This window comes from Streptococcus sp. Marseille-P7376 (genome assembly GCF_902460385.1).
GTDB classification, from domain to species: domain Bacteria; phylum Bacillota; class Bacilli; order Lactobacillales; family Streptococcaceae; genus Streptococcus; species Streptococcus sinensis.
The window spans coordinates 87,552-107,168 of sequence record NZ_CABPTS010000002.1 but is presented as its reverse complement, the minus strand read 5'-3'; the positions used below and the strand labels follow the sequence as shown (position 1 = coordinate 107,168).

The 19,617-nt window shown below is 40.6% G+C and carries 21 protein-coding genes and 1 other annotated feature; of the genes, 16 read left to right on the top strand and 5 right to left on the bottom strand.

Annotated features, from left to right (window positions below; genetic code table 11):
- Positions 1–191: 191 nt before the first annotated feature.
- Positions 192–281 (top strand) — a sequence feature (ribosomal protein L21 leader region).
- Positions 282–316: 35 nt separating this feature from the next.
- From rplU to FZ952_RS02085, 7 genes are all read left to right on the top strand, one after another.
- Positions 317–631: a 50S ribosomal protein L21 gene (gene rplU, locus FZ952_RS02115; protein ID WP_015605032.1), complete on the top strand. Its 315-nt coding sequence runs from the start codon at positions 317–319 to the stop codon at positions 629–631.
- A gap of 15 nt (positions 632–646) precedes the next feature.
- The gene (locus FZ952_RS02110) at positions 647–991 is read left to right on the top strand and encodes a ribosomal-processing cysteine protease Prp (RefSeq protein WP_037616265.1); all 345 of its coding nucleotides are present in this window, start codon (positions 647–649) and stop codon (positions 989–991) included.
- A 17-nt stretch (positions 992–1,008) separates the two neighbouring features.
- Positions 1,009–1,302 carry a 50S ribosomal protein L27 gene (gene rpmA, locus FZ952_RS02105; protein ID WP_003032879.1) on the top strand — a complete coding sequence of 98 codons (294 nt, stop codon included), beginning with the start codon at positions 1,009–1,011 and terminating at the stop codon, positions 1,300–1,302.
- A 144-nt stretch (positions 1,303–1,446) separates the two neighbouring features.
- Positions 1,447–3,432, top strand: coding sequence for an NACHT domain-containing protein (locus tag FZ952_RS02100; protein ID WP_148880406.1), 1,986 nt, complete (start codon positions 1,447–1,449; stop codon positions 3,430–3,432).
- A gap of 103 nt (positions 3,433–3,535) precedes the next feature.
- On the top strand, positions 3,536–3,841 hold the full coding sequence (locus FZ952_RS02095) for a rhodanese-like domain-containing protein (RefSeq protein WP_148880405.1): 306 nt from the start codon (positions 3,536–3,538) through the stop codon (positions 3,839–3,841).
- 17 nt (positions 3,842–3,858) lie between these two features.
- Positions 3,859–5,511, top strand: a complete 1,653-nt coding sequence (locus FZ952_RS02090) for an FAD-dependent oxidoreductase (protein WP_148880404.1) — start codon at positions 3,859–3,861, stop codon at positions 5,509–5,511.
- Positions 5,508–5,801: a rhodanese-like domain-containing protein gene (locus FZ952_RS02085; RefSeq protein ID WP_148880403.1), complete on the top strand. Its 294-nt coding sequence runs from the start codon at positions 5,508–5,510 to the stop codon at positions 5,799–5,801. The genes FZ952_RS02090 and FZ952_RS02085 overlap by 4 nt, the downstream gene beginning before the upstream one ends.
- 50 nt (positions 5,802–5,851) lie before the next feature.
- On the opposite strand, the gene FZ952_RS02080 is transcribed toward FZ952_RS02085, so the two are convergent.
- A complete protein-coding gene (locus FZ952_RS02080) occupies positions 5,852–6,340 on the bottom strand; it encodes a prolyl-tRNA synthetase associated domain-containing protein (protein ID WP_148880402.1) in 489 nt (162 codons plus the stop codon).
- A gap of 118 nt (positions 6,341–6,458) precedes the next feature.
- The gene (locus tag FZ952_RS02075; RefSeq protein WP_037616256.1) at positions 6,459–6,716 is read right to left on the bottom strand and encodes a metal-sensitive transcriptional regulator; all 258 of its coding nucleotides are present in this window, start codon (positions 6,714–6,716) and stop codon (positions 6,459–6,461) included.
- A gap of 196 nt (positions 6,717–6,912) precedes the next feature.
- Between FZ952_RS02075 and FZ952_RS02070 the strand changes: the two genes are divergently transcribed.
- The 7 genes from FZ952_RS02070 to FZ952_RS02040 all read left to right on the top strand — a co-directional run bounded on the left by FZ952_RS02070 (position 6,913) and on the right by FZ952_RS02040 (position 15,634).
- Positions 6,913–8,889, top strand: a complete 1,977-nt coding sequence (locus tag FZ952_RS02070) for a peptide ABC transporter substrate-binding protein (protein ID WP_148880401.1) — start codon at positions 6,913–6,915, stop codon at positions 8,887–8,889.
- A gap of 216 nt (positions 8,890–9,105) precedes the next feature.
- Positions 9,106–9,705: a hypothetical protein gene (locus FZ952_RS02065; protein ID WP_148880400.1), complete on the top strand. Its 600-nt coding sequence runs from the start codon at positions 9,106–9,108 to the stop codon at positions 9,703–9,705.
- 90 nt (positions 9,706–9,795) lie between these two features.
- Positions 9,796–10,656, top strand: coding sequence for a GNAT family N-acetyltransferase (locus FZ952_RS02060; protein ID WP_148880399.1), 861 nt, complete (start codon positions 9,796–9,798; stop codon positions 10,654–10,656).
- Between the two features lie 65 nt (positions 10,657–10,721).
- Positions 10,722–11,354 carry a copper homeostasis protein CutC gene (locus FZ952_RS02055; protein ID WP_148880398.1) on the top strand — a complete coding sequence of 211 codons (633 nt, stop codon included), beginning with the start codon at positions 10,722–10,724 and terminating at the stop codon, positions 11,352–11,354.
- Between the two features lie 11 nt (positions 11,355–11,365).
- Positions 11,366–12,037, top strand: coding sequence for an MmcQ/YjbR family DNA-binding protein (locus tag FZ952_RS02050; protein WP_148880397.1), 672 nt, complete (start codon positions 11,366–11,368; stop codon positions 12,035–12,037).
- 112 nt (positions 12,038–12,149) lie between these two features.
- On the top strand, positions 12,150–13,898 hold the full coding sequence (locus FZ952_RS02045; RefSeq protein ID WP_148880396.1) for an ABC transporter ATP-binding protein: 1,749 nt from the start codon (positions 12,150–12,152) through the stop codon (positions 13,896–13,898).
- Complete coding sequence (locus FZ952_RS02040; protein ID WP_148880395.1) at positions 13,895–15,634, top strand: ABC transporter ATP-binding protein; 1,740 nt, start codon at positions 13,895–13,897, stop codon at positions 15,632–15,634. Before FZ952_RS02045 ends, FZ952_RS02040 begins: the two co-directional genes overlap by 4 nt.
- Positions 15,635–15,803: 169 nt before the next feature.
- Here FZ952_RS02040 and FZ952_RS02035 read toward each other — a convergent pair whose 3' ends face one another.
- From FZ952_RS02035 to FZ952_RS02025, 3 genes are all read right to left on the bottom strand, one after another.
- Complete coding sequence (locus FZ952_RS02035) at positions 15,804–17,111, bottom strand: PLP-dependent aminotransferase family protein (protein WP_148880394.1); 1,308 nt, start codon at positions 17,109–17,111, stop codon at positions 15,804–15,806.
- A gap of 140 nt (positions 17,112–17,251) precedes the next feature.
- On the bottom strand, positions 17,252–17,764 hold the full coding sequence (locus FZ952_RS02030) for a transcription repressor NadR (protein ID WP_148880393.1): 513 nt from the start codon (positions 17,762–17,764) through the stop codon (positions 17,252–17,254).
- 38 nt (positions 17,765–17,802) lie between these two features.
- Positions 17,803–18,327, bottom strand: coding sequence for an ECF transporter S component (locus tag FZ952_RS02025; protein ID WP_148880392.1), 525 nt, complete (start codon positions 18,325–18,327; stop codon positions 17,803–17,805).
- A gap of 208 nt (positions 18,328–18,535) precedes the next feature.
- Here FZ952_RS02025 and FZ952_RS02020 point away from each other — a divergent pair, with 208 nt between their 5' ends.
- Together FZ952_RS02020 and FZ952_RS02015 are read left to right on the top strand one after the other, a co-directional pair.
- Positions 18,536–18,874, top strand: coding sequence for a zinc ribbon domain-containing protein YjdM (locus tag FZ952_RS02020; protein WP_148880391.1), 339 nt, complete (start codon positions 18,536–18,538; stop codon positions 18,872–18,874).
- An 8-nt stretch (positions 18,875–18,882) separates the two neighbouring features.
- Complete coding sequence (locus tag FZ952_RS02015) at positions 18,883–19,512, top strand: Pr6Pr family membrane protein (RefSeq protein WP_148880390.1); 630 nt, start codon at positions 18,883–18,885, stop codon at positions 19,510–19,512.
- The last annotated feature ends 105 nt before the right edge of the window (positions 19,513–19,617 follow it).

Here is a 19,617-nt window from a genome sequence, read left to right as displayed (position 1 = left end):
TTTGTGTACACTTAAAAAGGCTCCATAATCCCTGCGGTGGATTTACCCACTACAGAAATTATAGAGCCTAAGAAGTCAGGTAATCCTGGCTTTTTAGTTTGTAACAAATATTTTGAAAAAATCCTTTTTATTCAAATTTATTACTTGTCAAAGTAGGTAATAAGTGCTATACTAAGAATGTTGACTATGCACAGCCTGTGCAACCGCTCGAACATCGTAGCTCATATTTAGTGAGTATTAAGTGGTTCGTCCCACGATGCTAGGCGAGTCTTCACAAAAATACGGGGAAACCCAAAAAAATCATAGGAGGTGCATAATGAGCACATACGCAATCGTTAAAACTGGCGGAAAACAAGTTAAAGTTGAAGTTGGTCAAGCTATCTACGTTGAAAAATTGGATGTTGAAGCTGGTCAAGAAGTGACTTTTAACGAAGTTGTTCTTGTTGGTGGTGATAAAACTGTTGTCGGAACTCCACTTGTTGCTGGAGCTACTGTAGTTGGAACTGTTGAAAAACAAGGAAAACAAAAGAAAGTTGTTACTTACAAGTACAAACCTAAAAAAGGTAGCCACCGCAAACAAGGTCACCGTCAACCATACACTAAAGTTGTCATCAACGCAATCAACGCTTAATTTATAGGAGAACACATGATACAGGCAGTCTTTGAGAAAGCCGAAGATGGCGAGCTGAGGAGTGCGGAAATTACTGGACACGCCGAAAGTGGCGAATACGGCTTTGATGTCGTGTGTGCATCGGTTTCTACGCTTGCCATAAATTTTATCAATTCGATTGAAAAATTTGCAGGCTACGAACCAATCTTAGAATTAAACGAAGAAGAAGGCGGATTTTTAAGAGTAGAAATACCAACGGATATTCCGCCGCACCAGAGAGAAATGACTCAACTTTTCTTTGAATCATTCTTCTTGGGAATGGCAAACTTATCGGAGGACTCATCTGAGTTCGTCCAAACTAGAGTTATCACAGAAAACTAACACGGAGGAAAAACACTATGTTAAAAATGAATCTTGCAAACTTGCAACTTTTCGCCCACAAAAAAGGTGGAGGTTCAACGTCAAACGGACGTGATTCACAAGCAAAACGTCTTGGAGCTAAAGCAGCTGACGGACAAACTGTAACTGGAGGATCTATCCTTTACCGTCAACGCGGTACTCACATCTACCCAGGTGTTAACGTTGGCCGCGGTGGAGACGATACATTGTTCGCGAAAGTTGAAGGCGTAGTACGCTTTGAACGTAAAGGTCGCGATAAGAAACAAGTATCAGTTTACCCAATTGCGAAATAATTCATTATTGATAAAAATCCCTGTCTCAAGATTGGGATTTTTATTTTTGGAAAAAATTGAAATCGTTTTAAAAGAAACAGTTGCTACCTGCAATGTTTTTTTTGTATAATGGAGTTGTTATAAGGATATTCTAAGGAGGGCAATATGGGATTTTTGGGTTTAGCTATTTCAGCTTTGTTAAATAATACGTTGATTCAATTAAAAGATGAGTTGATGGACTTTGGTGTAGAAAATTGGGAAAAATTTGAAACTAGATTTAATAAAAGTTTTACATCCTATTTTGAGGGTTCATTTAAGAGAGTGAAGAATATTCCGTTTGTGTTAAGCGGTACAAATAATATCGATTTGCTTTCTATTTTCCAGCCCACTTATTTAAAATCAGAAATAAGTCATGTGAGCTGTTATACTGCTGATTTAGATAATATTTTAGAAAAATCTAATAATGCTTGGATTTATGGATATGGTGGCATTGGTAAATCAACCATGCTGAAGTACTTTTTTCTTAAGGAGATTGAAAAAGCTACGAGTAATAATAATCAAAGAATTCCCATTTATATTGAATTGAGGAAATATAATTTTGATTCGAAGAAAAGAAGGGAATTTTTAAATTTTATATATGAAGAAGCTAAAGTATTAGGGTTTGATTTAGAATTTAAGTATTTTGAATATATGGCCAAAACAGGGCGTTTTATTTTTCTTTTGGATGCTTTTGATGAAATAGCTTCAAATAATATGGAACAAGCGGCGACAGAGATAGAAGAATTAGCCACTAAATATTCTAATAATCCAATCTTTGTAACTAGTCGGAAATTACCTTTTAATCATATAAATAATGCCTCTTTATTTCATCCCTACCAAACGAATGGCTTAAGTAAAGAGGAATCAATAGCATTAATAAAGCGCATCAGTACATTGCCTATATCAGAGCCAAAAGAAGAGGTGTTTAAACGATTTATTAAGAGCTTAGAAGAACGGTTATATGATGAATATCAATCATTTGCAGAAAATCCTATATTGCTTTTTTTGATGTTACAAATGTTTGAAAGAAATGCAAATTTTCCGACTGAAAAAGCTCTATTTATCAAAGATTCTTACCGACTGCTATATAAAGAACATGATCATTCAAAATTAGTTGCTCTAACTAGAGAGTTTAAAACCAAGTTACCTGAGTCTACTATGATGCGAGTGATTTCTTATCTATGTTTTCTCACTTATTTTGAAAATAATGGAAAGAAATCAGAGTTTACAGAAAGTGAGATTCGTTCTTTGCTAGATAGGGTATTAAATGATGAAGGCTTATCTTCGACAAGAGCTGAAGATTTTCTTGCTGATTTGATAACTTGTTTATGTATCATACATGAAGAGGGACAATCTTATTACTTTGTCCATAATATTTTCCAAGAATTTTACGCAGCAAACTATTTATATGATTTGGATAATGAAGTTCAAGAGCATTTTTTTAAAAATAATTTTCTTTCTGAAGATATGAATGATCGTTTGATTGAAACTACTTTAGAATATTATGCTGAATTAGATAAAGAATTTAATAAGGAAAAGTTAAAATATAATATCTTACTACCGATTTTTGAAGAATTAGAGTATAGACATAAAGGAGAAGAACCACTAAAGTTTTATGCTAAAGACTATTTATTATGGATTGATAAAGACGGGAAAGGAGAGTTCGATGAATGGACACCAAGATTTTCATATAGTTTATTATTGTATCTATTTTATAATTTTTTAAAGGATTTTTCTCGTTCAGATAAACTTATAGAGCTTCCTAAAAATTTATTAATTAAAAGAATATACTCACTCCCAAGTTATTCGCTAAATATGGATTATAATTTACCCGAAACATTAGAATGTCAACGTGATATATATAATGAACTATCTAAATTGATGCCAATATCAATAAAGGAATTAACTGAGTTTATAAATAGGTATCCGTTTAGATTTTTTAAACTTGTTTTTAATTACGATACACTTTGCAATAATCCAGAACTGTATCAAATTTTAATTAAAAGTACTGCTTATGAGGAAATTAAGGCCATCGAGGACTGGGTAACAAAGACAAGAACCGAAAAAGAAGCGGACAAAAGAAAAATCCCAATTTTGAATTTTAAAAAATAAATCGGCAATATCTGCTGATTTATTTAGTTTTGAAATCGTTTCCTTGACATTTTCTCTTCTTAGTGTTTTAATATACCCTATAGGGGTATAAAGGAGAAAAAATATGTTTCATTTTTTTACAAAGATAGATAGTATTTCAACAGATGAGTTGGAGAAGCGGTTGAAGTCCAATATCCAACTAATTGACGTACGGACACCATCCGAATTTCGTAGAGGACATATCAAAGAGGCTCAGAATGTTCCTTTGAGCCAAATTGGTCAATTTGCACCAGCAAAAAAGGAGACGATTTACGTCATCTGCCATTCAGGCATGCGGAGCAAGATGGCAGCGAAAAAGCTGAAGAAAAAGGGCTATGATGTTGTCAATGTCCGCGGTGGTATGAGCGCTTGGACAGGGAAAACCATTTAAGTAGAAGGGGTTAAAAAATGAAAATTATTATCGTTGGTGGAGTTGCAGGCGGTATGTCTGCAGCAACACGTTTAAGACGGCTGATGGAAGATGCTGAAATTGTAATTTTTGAAAAAGGTCCTTTTGTATCTTTTGCGAACTGCGGCCTGCCTTATTATATTTCTGGTGAAATTGCTGAGCGAGATGCTCTTTTGGTTCAAACACCTGAAAGTCTCAAGGCGCGCTTTAACTTGGATGTGCGACCTTTTCATGAGGTGGTGAAAATTTCTCCTGAAGAGCACACGGTGACGGTGGTTCATGACGGTTCAGAGTTCACAGAGAAGTATGACAAGCTGATTCTTTCACCGGGGGCGAAGCCTTTTATTCCTGAGATTGAAGGACTTTCAGAATCAACTAATGTATTCACTTTGCGCAATGTGCCAGACTTGGATCAGATCATGTTAGCCTTGGATGAAGAGCCTCAAGAGGCTGTGGTCATCGGTGCTGGATTTATCGGTCTGGAAACGGCTGAAAATCTGCGCAAGCGTGGCTTGAATGTGACAATCGTAGAAAAGGCACCGCATGTCTTGCCACCACTTGATGAGGAAATGGCAGCTTTTGTTCAAGCGGAATTAGCCGATAAGGGAGTGAAAGTCATCACTTCCCAGTCAGCGACTCGCTTCGAAGAAAATGGCAAAGTAATCGTCTTGGAAGACGGTCAAAAATTGACTTCAGATGTGACCATTCTCTCTGTCGGGGTCCAGCCTGAAAATAGCTTGGCTAAGGCAGCCGGCATTGAGACAGGTCTTCGTGGGGGAATCTTAGTTGATGAACATTATGAGACGAGTCAGAAAGATATTTTTGCAGTCGGAGACGCCATCCTTGTCAAGCAGGAAATTACTGGCGATGATGCTTTGATTGCTCTAGCTTCGCCTGCTAATCGACAAGGACGTCAGGTAGCAGATGTGCTTGCTGGCTTGGAGCGGAAGAATAAGGGAAGTATAGGTACGGCTATTGTGCGTGTCTTTGACATGACAGCTGCTTCAACAGGCCTGAACGAGCGTTTCCTTCAGCAAAATCACTTGCCTTATCAAGCGATTCATGTCAGCGGTAAGGATCATGCAGGCTACTATCCAGGTGCGACTGACTTGATCTTGAAATTGCTCTTTGAGCCAAAAACTGGCAAAATCTATGGTGCTCAAGGTGTGGGTAAAAAAGGCGTTGATAAGCGGATTGATATTCTGGCGACGGCTATTAAAGGAAATCTGACGATTTTTGATTTGCCAGAGCTGGAATTTACCTATGCACCACCTTTTGGCTCAGCCAAGGATCCAGTCAATATGCTGGGCTATGCAGCTATGAATCTAGCAGAAGGCTTGAGTGAAAATATCCAATGGCACCAGCTGAAAGATGAGCTGGCAAGCGGGAAACTCTTTTTAGATGTCCGAACACTCAATGAATTTGAGCAAGGGCGCTTGAAGGTGGATAAGACAGTCCATATTCCGCTAAATGAACTCAGGGAACGTTTGGGTGAGCTGGATAAAAAAGAAGAATATATCGTGAGCTGTCACAGCGGTCTGCGCAGCTATATTGCGGAGCGAATCTTAAAACAAGCAGGATTTGCAGTGAAAAATCTAGACGGAGCTTATGCTTTATACAAAATGGTAAAACCAGAAGGAGTAGAAAAATGAAAACCATCTCAGCAGCTGACTTAGAGCAGCAGTATCAATCTGAAAAATTGGTAATCGTAGATGTGCGTGAAAGACATGAATTTCAAGCGGGTCATATCCCGACTGCTACCAATCTCCCTCTAAGTGAGTTGGAAACGGGCTATAAAAACCTTGAACCACAGTATAAATATTATATTATTTGCCAAGCAGGGGCACGCTCAGCAGCAGCTTGCCAGTTTCTTGCCATGCAAGGATTTGATGTGACCAACGTTTCGGGTGGCATGAACGCTTGGTCAGGAGAGATTAAATGATACATAAAAAAACGATTCAATTTTGCAGTTGAATCGTTTTTGTTATAGATTTATAATTCGATGATATGAGGCGTGTAACCAATAGCTTCTAGGAAGGTTAGGATATCCTTAGTGTCTAAGAAAAGTGTTTTCTCATTTGTATTAGGATGGAAACACATGCGTTTTTCATCCATGATTTCTTTGTCAAAAAAGACTTCGATATCTTTGCTTTCGTTATTTAAAAGGCCAAAAGGAGAGACGGTGCCAGGAGGTAACTTCATTTTTTCGAAAAGACTGTCTGAGGAGGCCATTCTAATACGATTAGCTCCAACTAAATCTTTGAATAAATCCATGTCCAGCATTTTTTTATCATCCATGATCAGCAAGTAATAAGCTGTTTTTTTCTTATTGGTGAGAAACATGGTTTTGGTGCGGACTCCGTCGATGCCCTCTATGAAGGAGTCGGCTTGCTCTGTCGTCAGGACAGGCTCGTGTTCAACTAATTCAAAAGAAATATCCAATTCTTTTAATTTTTCTTTGACTGCTACGTATGGGTCCATTTGAATCTCTTTCTATAAAATATGAGGCAAGGGGAGTGTGTACATGTGAAAAAAATAATTTTATTTACAATTTTGGTTGTCTATTAGTAGAGCAAGAGGAGCGCTTGATACTGCCTTCTTATTTTCGGCTGATGAGGAAACGAATAGCTTTTTCAATACGCTCCTTTTGATCCAGAGGGTTTTCCAAAGGATTTTCCAAACACTCTGTCAAATGTTCTGTAATAACCATCTCAATAACGCGGTCAACACTAGAGCGAACAGCTAGTAACTGCGTAAGGACATCTGAACAATCTCGATTTTCCTCAATCATTTTTTGAATTCCTCTCAATTGTCCTTCAGAACGTTTGAGACGAGTGATATAATTAGAATCGGCCATCATCTTTCCTCACTTAATTACCTTTATTTTATTATATTCTTTTAAAAAATGTTTGTCAAAGTTTCTATATTTTGGCTAATATTTTTAGAAAATTCATACATATTTGTTGTTTTTCCTCCTCTATCTATTTACTTTTTATATTTTTTTTGATATAATTATCCATGTTATAAAATATAACATTAAAAGGGGTTTATTAATGAAAGCATCTAAATGGCTTATTACAACTGGTGTCGTACTTAGTGCTGGCCTGTTACTGTCTGGTTGTGGGAATTCAACATCCAGTACTTCAACTTATACCTATGTTTATGGATCAGATCCTGATAGCTTGAACTACCTTACTGCAAACCGTGCAACGACTTCTGACGTGATCACTAATTTGGTCGATGGCTTGTTAGAAAATGATGAATACGGGAATTTGATTCCATCTCTGGCAGAGTCATGGACAGTTTCGGAAGACGGTCTTACCTATACTTATAAGCTACGAAAAGATGCGAAATGGTATACTTCTGAAGGTGAAGAATATGCGGATGTGAAAGCAAAAGACTTTGTAGCTGGTCTGAAATATGCAGCTGATGAAAATTCAGAAGCTCTTTACTTGGTGCAAGATTCTGTCAAAGGCTTGGATGCCTACGTAAGAGGAGAAGATAAAGATTTTGCAAATGTTGGTGTCAAAGCTCTGGATGACTACACTGTTCAGTACACACTGACTCGGCAAGAACCTTACTGGAATTCTAAGACGACTAGTACCATTCTTTTCCCAGTAAATGAAGAATTTGTTAAATCGGAAGGAAGCAATTTTGGTTCTGTGAAACCATCAAGTATCCTTTACAATGGTCCCTACCTTTTGAAAGCTTTGACTTCAAAGTCTGTGATGGAATTTGTTAAAAATCCAAACTACTATGACAAGGATAAAGTTAGCATTGAAAATATTAAACTAACTTACTATGATGGAACGGACCAGGAAGCTCTCATTCGTAACTTTAATGATGGCGTTTATAGTGCTGCTCGTCTGTACCCAAATAGCTCTGGTTTTGCTGCAGCTCAGAAGAAATACGCTGATAACATTATTTACAGCGAACAAGACTCAACTTCTTATTACGCTAACTTTAACTACAACCGTCAAGCATATAATCACACTTCCAAAACAACTGACGCTCAAAAGTCTGCTACTAATGAAGCGATTATGAATAAAGAGTTCCGTCAAGCGGTGAACTTTGCGTTTGACCGTACCTCATACGGAGCTCAAGGAAATGGTGAAGCTGGTGCAACTAAACTGTTGAGAAACTTGCTGGTTCCGCCTACTTTTGTTCAAATTGGGGATAAAACATTTGGCGAAGTAGTCTCAGAAAAAGTAGTAAAATACGGTACTCAATGGGAAAATATGGATTTCTCAGACGCTCAGGATGCATACTATAATCCAGAAAAAGCAAAAGCAAAATTTGCAGAAGCAAAAGCTGCTCTCCAAGCTAAAGGAGTGGAGTTCCCAATTCATTTGGACATGCCGGTTGATCAGTCAAGCTCAATTTCAGTTCAATGGGCAAGTTCAATGAAACAGTCCATCGAATCAAACCTTGGTGCAGAAAATGTTGTCATTGATCTGCAGAAGATGAGTACTGATGATATTAATAATATTACTTACTTTGCAAATACTGCTGCTCAAAAAGATTATGACCTTTCTGGTGGTGGTTGGACTGCGGATTATCAAGATCCATCTACTTATTTGGATACTCTGAATATTAAAAACGGAGGAAGTCTGCAAAACTTTGGTTTTGAACCTGGACAAGACGTGAATAATGAAAAAGTTAAAGCACTTGGTTTAGATACATATACTAGCATGCTTGAAGAAGCAAATGCAGAAACTACAAATGTCCAAGCTCGTTATGAAAAATACGCAGAAGCAGAGGCTTGGATGATTGACAGCGGTTTGATTATGCCGACAGTTTCTCAAGGTGCAACTCCGCGTGTGACGAAGTCAGTGCCGTTTAGTAAGGCTTACTCTCTTGTAGGGGCTAAGGGCGCTTCAGGATTCAACTTTAAGTTGACTAAACTGCAGTCTGACGTTGTGACAGCGAAGGAATATGAAGCTGCTAAGAAAAAATGGGAAGAAGAAATGGCTGCTTCAAATAAGAAAGCACAGGAAGAACTGGCTGACCACGTCGAAAAAAATAAATAGAATTTTATAGAAATGATTCTGGAAAAAGAGAAGACATCTCGGTCTTCTCTTTTTTGCTATTTGAAAAACGGCTGATTTTTCAGATTGCTTATATTTTTATCCTACTGTCATTTTCTTAATGGTTTTGTTACAGAAAAACATCGGAAAATAGTGTAAAATAAGATAAATACTGATGTCTGTTGATAGAATGGATGTTGAAATGTAAAGGAAAATACTATGTTTAAACTAGTTAGAAAACTGTTTGGGTTTGCTATATTGCTCTTTCTGGCAGCGGTCATATTTTTAGTACCATCATCAGTCAACTCAAAGGAACAATTAAAAAATATTGAAGGCAGCGCTTCTTGGACCAGTATCATTGAGCCGGCTTTGAGCAATGCCAATGTTACAGCTCAGGGAATCAGTACAGAAGTATCTCTCAACACTGCCCAGGTTAATCAGCTCTTAAAAACTTTCTTGTCAGATGATCAGAATAAGGAGTTGCTGGAGGCTGTTTACAGTATCAATGGAGACAAACTCAGAGTCCAGTATCCTCTTAAATTGGCCTTTGTGGATAGTAAGGTGGATTTGGACTTGGATGTGGTTTTTATAAATAATGCTCTGCATTTTGATATTACTAGTGCTAAGTTGGGGAAGTTTCCCATCCCTAAATCTCTGGTGACTGCTATTCTCAAACAGCATCTGGCGGCCAATAATAACTCTATTGCAATCGAAGGGGATCATTTCATCTTCTCTTTGCCTCAGTCGCAGTTCAGTATTGACAAGGTCAGTCTTCAAGATAATCATGTGAAAATCCAGTTCAGTGTGGGTTTGCTTTAATCTCATTTTCAAAAACTTCATTTGATGCCAGTTTGCACTAGCTCAAGTGGAGTTTTTATACTATCGTTTTTCAGTTGTAAAGGAGAAAAGATGCCTATTCCAAATGTCAGACAAGAAGAGTCGATAATGGTTGATAATGGCCTGCGTTTGCGGGCTTATGATGGTCAGTTTGAGTTAGCTTTTGATTGGTATCAGGATCCAGAGGTGATTTATTTGATTGATGGAAATAGAAATCCATACTCACTGGAACGGATTCAAAAGATGTATGAGTATTTGGCGGAACGGGGCGAAGTGTATTTTATCGAGGTATGGGAACAGGAGCGTTGGTTGCCAATTGGTGATGTGACTTTTTGGCAGGAAGATTTGCCTATTCTGATAGGCAATGCGGCTTATCGGGGGCGGGGGATTGGAAGAAAAGTCATTTCTGCCTTGGTTGATCGTGGGCGTTCGCTGGGTTATCATCAGCTGACTGTCCAAGAGATTTTTGATTTTAATCAAGCTTCACGCCGAATGTTTGAAGCGATTGGTTTTTACCAAACAGTTCCTAAGGAGAAAGGATGGGCCTACGCTTTGGATTTAAGCTTACCTCTTGCGAAGATTCAGCCTAGTCAGTTTTATCTTTCACAGAACAAGCTAGACAAGATTAGTATTGATTTCGAAGCTGGGGAGATGTCTCCCTTACCCATAAAACGCTTGGATGGTAAGATTTTCTTTACCGATGGACATAGCAGAGCTTTTAAGGCCTATCGTGCTGGGCTTTTGGATATTCCAGTCTATTTTGATGGAGACGAGCTCAACTGGGATTTTTACAGATACTGTGTCCAAGCCTGTGAGCAAAGAGGAATCTTTTCAATAGCTGATTTACAGAATAGGATTTTGTCTCAGTCGGATTATCAGATTCAGTGGCTGGACTGGTGTAAAAAAGAATGCAGAAAATTTGGTAGCAGCTAAACTCAGCGGGATTTTTGTGTTATAATAGATAGAGAAAATCAATATATTAAATCAGAGGTAATACCATGCTTTACGAATTTTGTGCGGAGAATGTGACTTTGGTAGACAAGGCTTTGGAAGCTGGAGCAAGGAGGATTGAGTTGTGTGACAATCTGACAGTCGGTGGGACAACGCCTAGCTACGGTGTCATTGAAGCTGCAGTCCAGCTGGCTCAGCCTTATGGTGCGACTGTGATGACCATGATTCGGCCTCGTGGTGGAGATTTTGTTTATTCTGATCTGGAAATTGAGATAATGCTCTCGGATATTCAGAAGGCACGTGAGGCGGGCAGCCACGGCCTAGTTTTTGGTGTTTTGACAGAAAATAATGAGATCGATTATCCTAAGATGGAGCGGTTGCTAGAAGCCGCTCAGGGGCTAGATGTGGTCTTTCATATGGCTTTTGATGCGATTCCTGCTGAGTATCAGTTTGGGGAGTTAGACTGGCTGGTAGAACATGGAGTGAAGCGGATTTTGACTCACGGCGGGCCAGCGGCAGAGTCCATTCTAGAGCATTTGGCTTGGCTGGATGAATTGATTGAGCATGCGGCAGGGCGGATAGAAATTTTACCTGGTGGTGGGATTAACCTAGACAATCGTGCTGAGATTGCTGACACTTTGGGTGTTGATCAACTACATGGGACCAGAGTGGTATTTTAGAAGGAAAGTTCATGCTGGATTTATTTGACAAATACAGGCTGAGGGAAGAAAGTTTGCTGGATTATGGCTTTGTCAGGTCTGGTGCAGAGTACAGCTATTCGACTGAGATAATGGATGACGACTTCCAGATGGATGTGCAGATTTCCGATGGAAAGCTAGATTTTCAGGTGCTTGACTTGGATACCGGTGATGAGTACCGGCAGGTTAAGATGGAGAGTATGACAGGAGAATTTGTCGGTCAAGTCAGGGCGGCCTGTCAGGAGGTTCTGCTGGACATTCGGCAGAATTGCTTTGAGGAGGTAGGCTTTCTTTATGAGCAAAGTCAGCGACTGAGCTCTTATGTGGCAGCTACTTATCAGGGGCAGTTAGAGTATCTCTGGGAGAAATTCTCTCGGAAAAGCACTAATGGGGCAGCTGTTTTTCGCCATCAGGATAGCAAGAAATGGTACGGAGCTTTTTTGACGACCGACTGGTCTAAGTTTGAGAAGGATCGCAGTGGTCTGATTGAGGTTCTAAATGTCAAGAGTGACCGAGTTGAAGAGCTTATTCAGCAAAAAGGGATTTATCCCGCCTTTCATATGAATAAAAAATACTGGCTCAGCCTGCCTTTGGATGGAACGCTGTCGGATCAGCAGCTTTTTGATTTGCTGGATACCAGTTTTTCCCTAACTAAGAAAAAGTGATCAGAACTTACTTGAGTTTCATTTTTGTCTGAAATAGCGTATAATAGAGATAGTGAGAAACGGACAGTCGGATTAAGGGCTGTCCGTCCTTTGTTTGGAATGAGGAAGTGAAATGAATCTTATCAGAAAACTGGCCTGGTTTTTCAAATTGGAAAAGCGGCGTTATATTATCGGCATTTTGGCCTTGTCTCTGGTCAGTGTTTTTAATCTGATTCCACCACGAGTCATTGGACAGGTCATAGATAGAATTGCTGGGCGGAGTCTGACTGCTGGAGAACTCGCCTATAATCTCTTTCTTCTGATTTTATCAGCTTTTATCATGTATGGTTTGCGGTATGTCTGGCGGCTCTACATCTTTGGCACAGCAAATAATCTGGGACGCATCTTACGCTTTCGGCTTTTTGAGCATTTTACGCAAATGCCGCCAAGTTTTTATCAAAAATACCGAACGGGTGACCTCATGGCTCATGCAACCAATGATATCAATGCGGTAGTCAGCGTGGCTGGCGGTGGTGTTATGTCAGCGGTAGATGCTTCTATTACGGCCTTAGTGACCCTCATCACCATGTTTCTGGTCTTGGACTGGCGGCTGACCCTGATTGCAATTCTTCCTCTGCCCTTTCTGTCCTGGGGAACCAGTCTGATTGGTCGGAAGAATCACGAGAGCTTTAAAGCGGCTCAGGAGGCCTTTTCAGATCTCAACAACAAAGTTCAAGAAAGCGTAGCTGGGATTAAAGTAACCAAGTCCTTTGGCTATCAGGAGGCGGAGACCCAGTCCTTTGTAGCAATCAACCAAGAAGTCTATCAAAAGAATATTTTAGCTGCTAAGTATAATTCCCTGTTTGACCCGATGGTGCTGATTTTTGTCGGCTTATCCTATGTTCTGACCTTGATTTTCGGAGGAATGTTTATCTCCCAAGGTCAATTTACAGTCGGTGAGCTGGTTACTTTTATGACTTATCTGGATATGCTAGTGTGGCCGTTGCAGGCGATGGGTTACCTAGTGAATATCAGCCAGCGGGGAGCTGTTTCTTATGAACGGATCGAGAACTTGTTGGCGGAGGAGTCGGATGTCGAGGAAGCCCAGCAGCCACTTGCCAGTATTCAAAATGGTCGACTGGACTATGAGATAGATTACTTTGCTTATGAGAATGAAGTGACTTTGAGGGGTATTCATTTTGCTTTGGACAAGGGGCAGACCTTGGGAATTGTCGGACCGACTGGATCTGGGAAGACCACCTTGCTGCGCCTCTTGCTTCGGGAGCAGGATATTCAGGAAGGAGCAATTTATCTGAATGGTCACGATATTCGAGAGTATAGCCTTAAGGATCTGCGCAGTCTGATTGGTTATGTGCCTCAGGATCAGATACTCTTTGCTCTGTCCATTCGGGACAATATCCGCTTTGCCAATCCAGAACTGTCAGATGAGCAAGTTATCCGAGCAGCCCAGCTTTGTGGTGTTTATGAGGATATTAAGGCTATGCCGGATGGTTTGGATACGCTGCTTGGTGAGCGGGGCGTCTCGCTTTCTGGTGGTCAAAAGCAGCGTTTGGCTATGAGCAGAGCCCTCATCACACATCCAGAAATTTTGATCTTGGATGATTCCTTGTCAGCAGTGGATGCCAAGACCGAGCATGTGATTTTAGAAAATCTCAAGCAGGAGCGAGCTGACAAGACGACCATTATCACTGCTCATCGTCTGTCAGCCATTGTCCATGCGAATTTGATTTTAGTGCTGGAGAATGGGCACATCAAGGAGCGAGGTACTCACCAAGAACTTCTAGCAGCACAGGGCTGGTATGCTCAAACCTATCAAAATCAGCAACTATATGAACGTTTCAAGGAGGAGTCTGCAAAATGACAAAACACTCAACTTTTAGACGCCTCCTAGGTTATATGTGGCGCTACAAATGGAGTAGTCTACTGGCTCTAGTCTTTATTTTTGCGACAACACTGGTGACAACGGCCTTGCCACTCTTGGCTCGTTCTTATATTGACCAGTTTGTCAGCCGAGAAGCAGCCACAAGCGGTCTCTATCTGCTGGGGATTTACTATGGTCTCTTTCTTTTGCGGGTGCTCCTTACTTTTCTGGGGCAATATGCTTTTGCACGGGTGGCCTACAGCATTGTTCGTGATCTTCGGCAGGAAACTTTTGCGAATATGCAGCAATTACGAATGGCTTACTTTGACCAGACAGCAGCAGGGGCTATCGTTTCTCGCTTGACCAATGATACCCAGTCAGTGGCTGATATGTTTAGTAGTATTTTTTCAAATTTTCTCAGTTCCATGCTTATTTTAGTGGTCACAGTCGCAACTATGCTGGCTCTGAATTGGCGACTGACTCTACTGATTGTCCTCTTTTTGCCCATCATGCTTGGCTCGATTGTGCTTTATCAGCGGCTCTCTAATCGCTTGCTTAAACAAGTTAGAGCCAGACTGAGCGACCTCAACGTTAAACTTTCTGAGAGTATTGAAGGGATGCGGATCATCCAAGCCTTTGGTCAGGAAAAGCGGCTTTTAGAAGAATTTGAAGTAATCAATGGGGAACATTTGGCTTTTAGCAATCGCTATCTGAATGTTAACAGCCTCTTTCTGCGACCGGCCATGTCCTTGCTGAAAATTTTGGCTTATGCAGTCATTCTGACTTATTTTGGCTTGAGCTGGCAAGTAGCTGGAGTAACTGCGGGTGTCATGTATGCCTTTATCCAGTATGTCAACCAGCTTTTCAATCCTTTGATTGATGTCATGCAAAATTACTCTGTTCTTCAGACATCGATGGTGGCTGCGGAGCGCGTTTTTGAACTGATGGATCGTCGAGACTTTGAGCCTGAGCAAGCAGAAGAAGGACCTGAGATTCAGGCAGGCAATATTGACTTTCAGCATGTGAGCTTTTCCTATGACGGAAAGAGGGAGATTCTAAAGGACATTTCCTTTAGCGTCAAACAAGGCGAGACCATTGCTTTTGTCGGGCCAACGGGTTCGGGCAAATCTTCTATTATCAACCTTTTCCTGCGCTTTTATGAATTTGAGAAAGGTAAGATTCTTATTGATGGCAGAGACATCAGAGACTACAGTCAAGCAGAGTTACGACGGAATATTGGTCTTGTTTTGCAGGATCCCTTCCTCTACCACGGTAGCATTGCCTCCAATATCCGCATGTATCAGGAGAGTCTGTCACAAGCAGAGGTCGAAGAAGCAGCTCTTTTTGTGGATGCCCATGACTTTATCAGCCAGCTACCTAAGGGATATGATAGTCCGGTTACTGAGCGCGGCTCCACCTTCTCCAGTGGCCAACGACAGCTTTTGGCCTTTGCCAGAACCATCGCGACCAAGCCTAAAATCTTGATTTTGGATGAAGCCACTGCCAATATCGATTCGGAAACTGAGGAGCTGATTCAGCATTCCTTACGGAAAATGCGGCAGGGCCGAACCACCATTGCCATTGCCCATCGACTGTCTACGATTCAGGATGCTAATTGCATCTATGTCTTAGATAAAGGGCGCATTATTGAGGCGGGCAATCACGAAGAGCTTCTAGCGAAAAATGGAACGTATAAGAAAATGTACCAGCTGCAGGCTGGAATGTTGGATGCCTGATAAACAAGGAGAAATTCAAAGAAAAGAGGCTGGGACAAAAGTCCTAGCCTCTCAATTGTTTTTGGATTGTCGAGCAAGACGCAGTGGTTGAGTGGACTCTACTACGCGGATTTCATCAGCTTTTACAGCCCTACTCAACTGTGCGGAGGTGGGACGACGAAATCGAATTCTAACGAATTACCGATTTCTGTCCCACTCTCTTTTTTAGATAGTCTTTAAATTTTTCCAGATTTTCTTTTAAATCGTCATAATATAACTTGGCATAGTGGTAGGGGCAAGTCTGCATGTAGCTGCTTTCAAAAAAGTCCAGCGGCAGCTTGCTATGTTTGAGGGAGCTGACCGAGGGGAGGGATTTGAGGTCAAAAATCACGCCATCTGTTGTCAACTGGTGTGGCAGAGGGAAATGAAGGGCGTCCAAGAGGGATTGTGCCTTATTTTTTTCAGTTTCTAGTCGTTTTAATAATGCCAGACGATTTTTTTCAAACATCAGATTGTCGATATAGAGGGAGAGAGCCTTTTGCATGATGAGGTTGCTGTCGTAGTCAACCGCTCTTTTATAATCAAGAAATGTCTTCTGAATCTGTGGTGGCAGAGCCAAGGCCGTGATGCGCAGGGCAGGAAAGAGACTGGTAGAAAAAGACTTGATATAGAGGACATGCTGGCTGTCATCTAGATAATGAAAGGGTAGTTCCCGCTTGCTGTCAAAGTCAGCCAGATAGTCGTCTTCAACGATATAGACATCATAGAGCATAGCTAGGGCAAGGATTTCTTCCTTTTCCTGACGGGTGTAGGAGTGTCCAAGTGGATAGTGGAAACGGGGAATCGTATAGAAAAACTTAATCCGCCTTGTTTGAAAAATCCTCTCTAACTCTTTCAGGTCAATCCCAGTCGGTTTACGTTCAATGGTCTCATAAGGCAATTTCTGATTTAGCAGTAAATCATTGATTCGGTGGTAGGTTGGTTGCTCAACCAGAATGGTGTCTTTGCCATTGGGGAAATCAATCTGAGAGAGAATGTAGAGGGCTTGTTGGGTACCAGAAGTCAGAATCAGATTGTCTGAAGAAGTGTAGACTGCGGAGTCCAAGAGCAAGCGCTGGACTGACTGTCGCAACTCCTCCAGTCCTTCTTGTTGGGAATAGTAGTTGAAAAGATAGTTTTCTCGACCAATCAGTGTTTCATTGACACACAGGCGGAAGTCTTCGTAGGCCTGATGGCGGTCGTCTGTAACAGCCAGCTCGATATCTTCCTTTTTATTTTGGTCATTTTCCAAGACATAGTAACCACTCTTAGGCACGGCATAAATGTACTTCTGATAACGGAGTTCAATCAGGGCCTTTTGGGCAGTGTCCTTGCTACAATGGTAGCGGTCTGCTAGCTTGCGGACAGAGGGAATCTTTTGACCTGTAGTAAGCTTTCCCTTCTCAATATCCCTGATAATTTTATCCATGATGATTTGGTATTTTGCTTTTGCTGCCATTCTGTCCCCCTACAGATTTCTTTTCTCTTATTCTACCTTATTTCTAGGAAGTTGACAAAGTTTCTTGGTCATTTCAAAACGGAAAAACCAGCTTTGACTTCCTTTCAAAACTGGTTAAATCTAGAATATTTGCGTCGCGCTTATTCTTGCAGAAAGCCTAGTTTAGCTAAGGCTTCCTCGATATAGTCTAAGTCCTGCTGAGAATCTGCCTCGATTAAATGGTAGTGAATTCCATTTGTTAGCTCGGATAAGGCACGAAAATCGCTCTCTGTGATCTGCTCTAAAAATTGCTGCACATCGCGACGGCAGGTCAATTTCAGATAGGTCTGGATTTCCCCATAGACAGGATGCTCAATCATGATATTTTGCACTCGTCCGCCATTATCAACGATGGCCAAAAGTTCGGCTTCGATATCGTCGGCCTTATGCTTGAGTTTAAAAAGGCGGTGAAAATGAGCAGGCTGATTGCTTTCTTTATAGAGATAGCCCCTATTGGTACTGATAATAGGAGCACCATCGGCTCTCAGCAAGGCAATATCCTGAACGATGATTTGGCGAGTGACATGAAATTGTTCTGCCAAAAATTGTCCGTTTAAAGGTTGCCGAGCTTCTTTTAAAAGCTCTAATACATCATTTCTTCGTTTTTTTGTCATATCTTCATTGTAAATCAAAACTTTAGAAGATTCAAGGTTTAACGAATCTTTTTCAGAGCCTGATAGACAAATTTAGCAATGACGAAGTCTACCATACTGTGAACGACTGTACCAAGTCCGACTAAACCGAATAAGATGTAGAAGGCATTAGCTGGATAGGCTGTCGTTGTGTAAAAGAGAATGCAGACCACTACCTCGCCAAAGGCATGAATCAAGGCCAGCACGAAATTAAAGATCCAAGTCTTTTTCTGACTGTCCAGTGTTTCAGGATGCTTTTGCAGATAAAGAGCTCCGATAGTACCGAAGAGCAGGTGAGACAGGGCTCTCAGTGTGATGATGAAAGGGAGACCGGACATAAAAAATCCGATGGTAGAGCCGAGGACGACAATCACTGTCATCAGAGGCGAGAGAAACATGGCCAGAAAGATTGCAACGTGGCTAGCCAGAGTGAAGGAAGCAGGCGGAATGACAATCTTAATCGGCATGACCAGTGGGATAACGATGGCTAATGCTGTCAAAAAAGCAGTTAGGGTCATAAATTGATTTTTAGATTTTGGTTTCATTAGAATCTCCTTTTATTAACTGTATATACACTAGAATAGTACACTGTTTTGTCAGAAAAGTCAAGAAAAATTTTTGAAAATAGGATGATTTTCCGGACTCATTTGTCAAATAAGAGAAAATATCGTATAATAAGACGGTAAAATATGGATGTCATTCAGGTTCTGTTCTTTTTTGAATGTCTGTCCGCTTATAAGGAGAAATGATTTAATGAATAATTTGCCAAATTGCCCTAAATGTAACTCAGAATACGTTTATGAAGACGGTGTTCTCTTGGTTTGTCCAGAATGTGCCTACGAATGGGATCCAGCAGAAGTTGAAGTAGCAGAAGCTGGTCCAGTGGCTATTGATGCGAACGGCAATCAGTTGGCTGATGGCGACACAGTTACCTTAATCAAGGACTTGAAAGTCAAAGGTGCTCCTAAGGATCTCAAACAAGGAACGCGTGTGAAAAATATCCGTATTGTCGAAGGCGACCACAATATCGACTGTAAGATTGATGGATTTGGTGCTATGAAGCTCAAGTCAGAATTTGTCAAAAAAATCTGAGAAACCCTATGAATAAAAAAGTAATTTTTGCTTATCGCCTCCTTCTTCTGATTTTAGCTTTTGTCGGAGTCTATCTGGAAATCGCTAAATACGGCTGGGGGATGCTGATGTACTACACGGTCTTGTCCAATCTTCTGGTTCTTTTATTTATCGCCTACCTCATTTTTAGAATGTGGACGGACAATAACTGGGAGTGTCCCAAGCTGTTGCGCGTGAAGGGCGGCGTGACCATGTGTATCATGATTACCTGTGTTGTCTATCACTTACTCCTAGCTCCGATTGCGACGGATTTTTATCGCTTGGAAAATTTCCTTTGCCATTACATTGTGCCGCTTATGTTTTTCTTTGATACTCTTGTATTTGATAAAACTCGGCAGTATCGTTGGTTTGACCCCATTTCTTGGACAAGTGTCCCCTTGATTTACATGGCCTTCTCCCTCCTTAACGGATTTTTTCTCAAGATTGACATTCCAAGAGCCAAGGACAATCCCTTTCCTTACTTTTTCTTGAATGTCTATAAATACAAATGGCCCTATGTCATCAAGATGTGCTTGATTATTTTTGTAGCTTATCTGGTCTTTGGCTTTGTCTTTTACGGAATCAAATCCCTTTCTTTTTCAAAGAAGCAAAAAGCTTAGATAGTTATAATAGGAGATGAAAAACAGATTTTTTCTGTTTTTTATTTTGTCTCTATTTTTTTCTTGCCAATATCTGCTTTGTGTGATATAGTTAACTAGTTAATA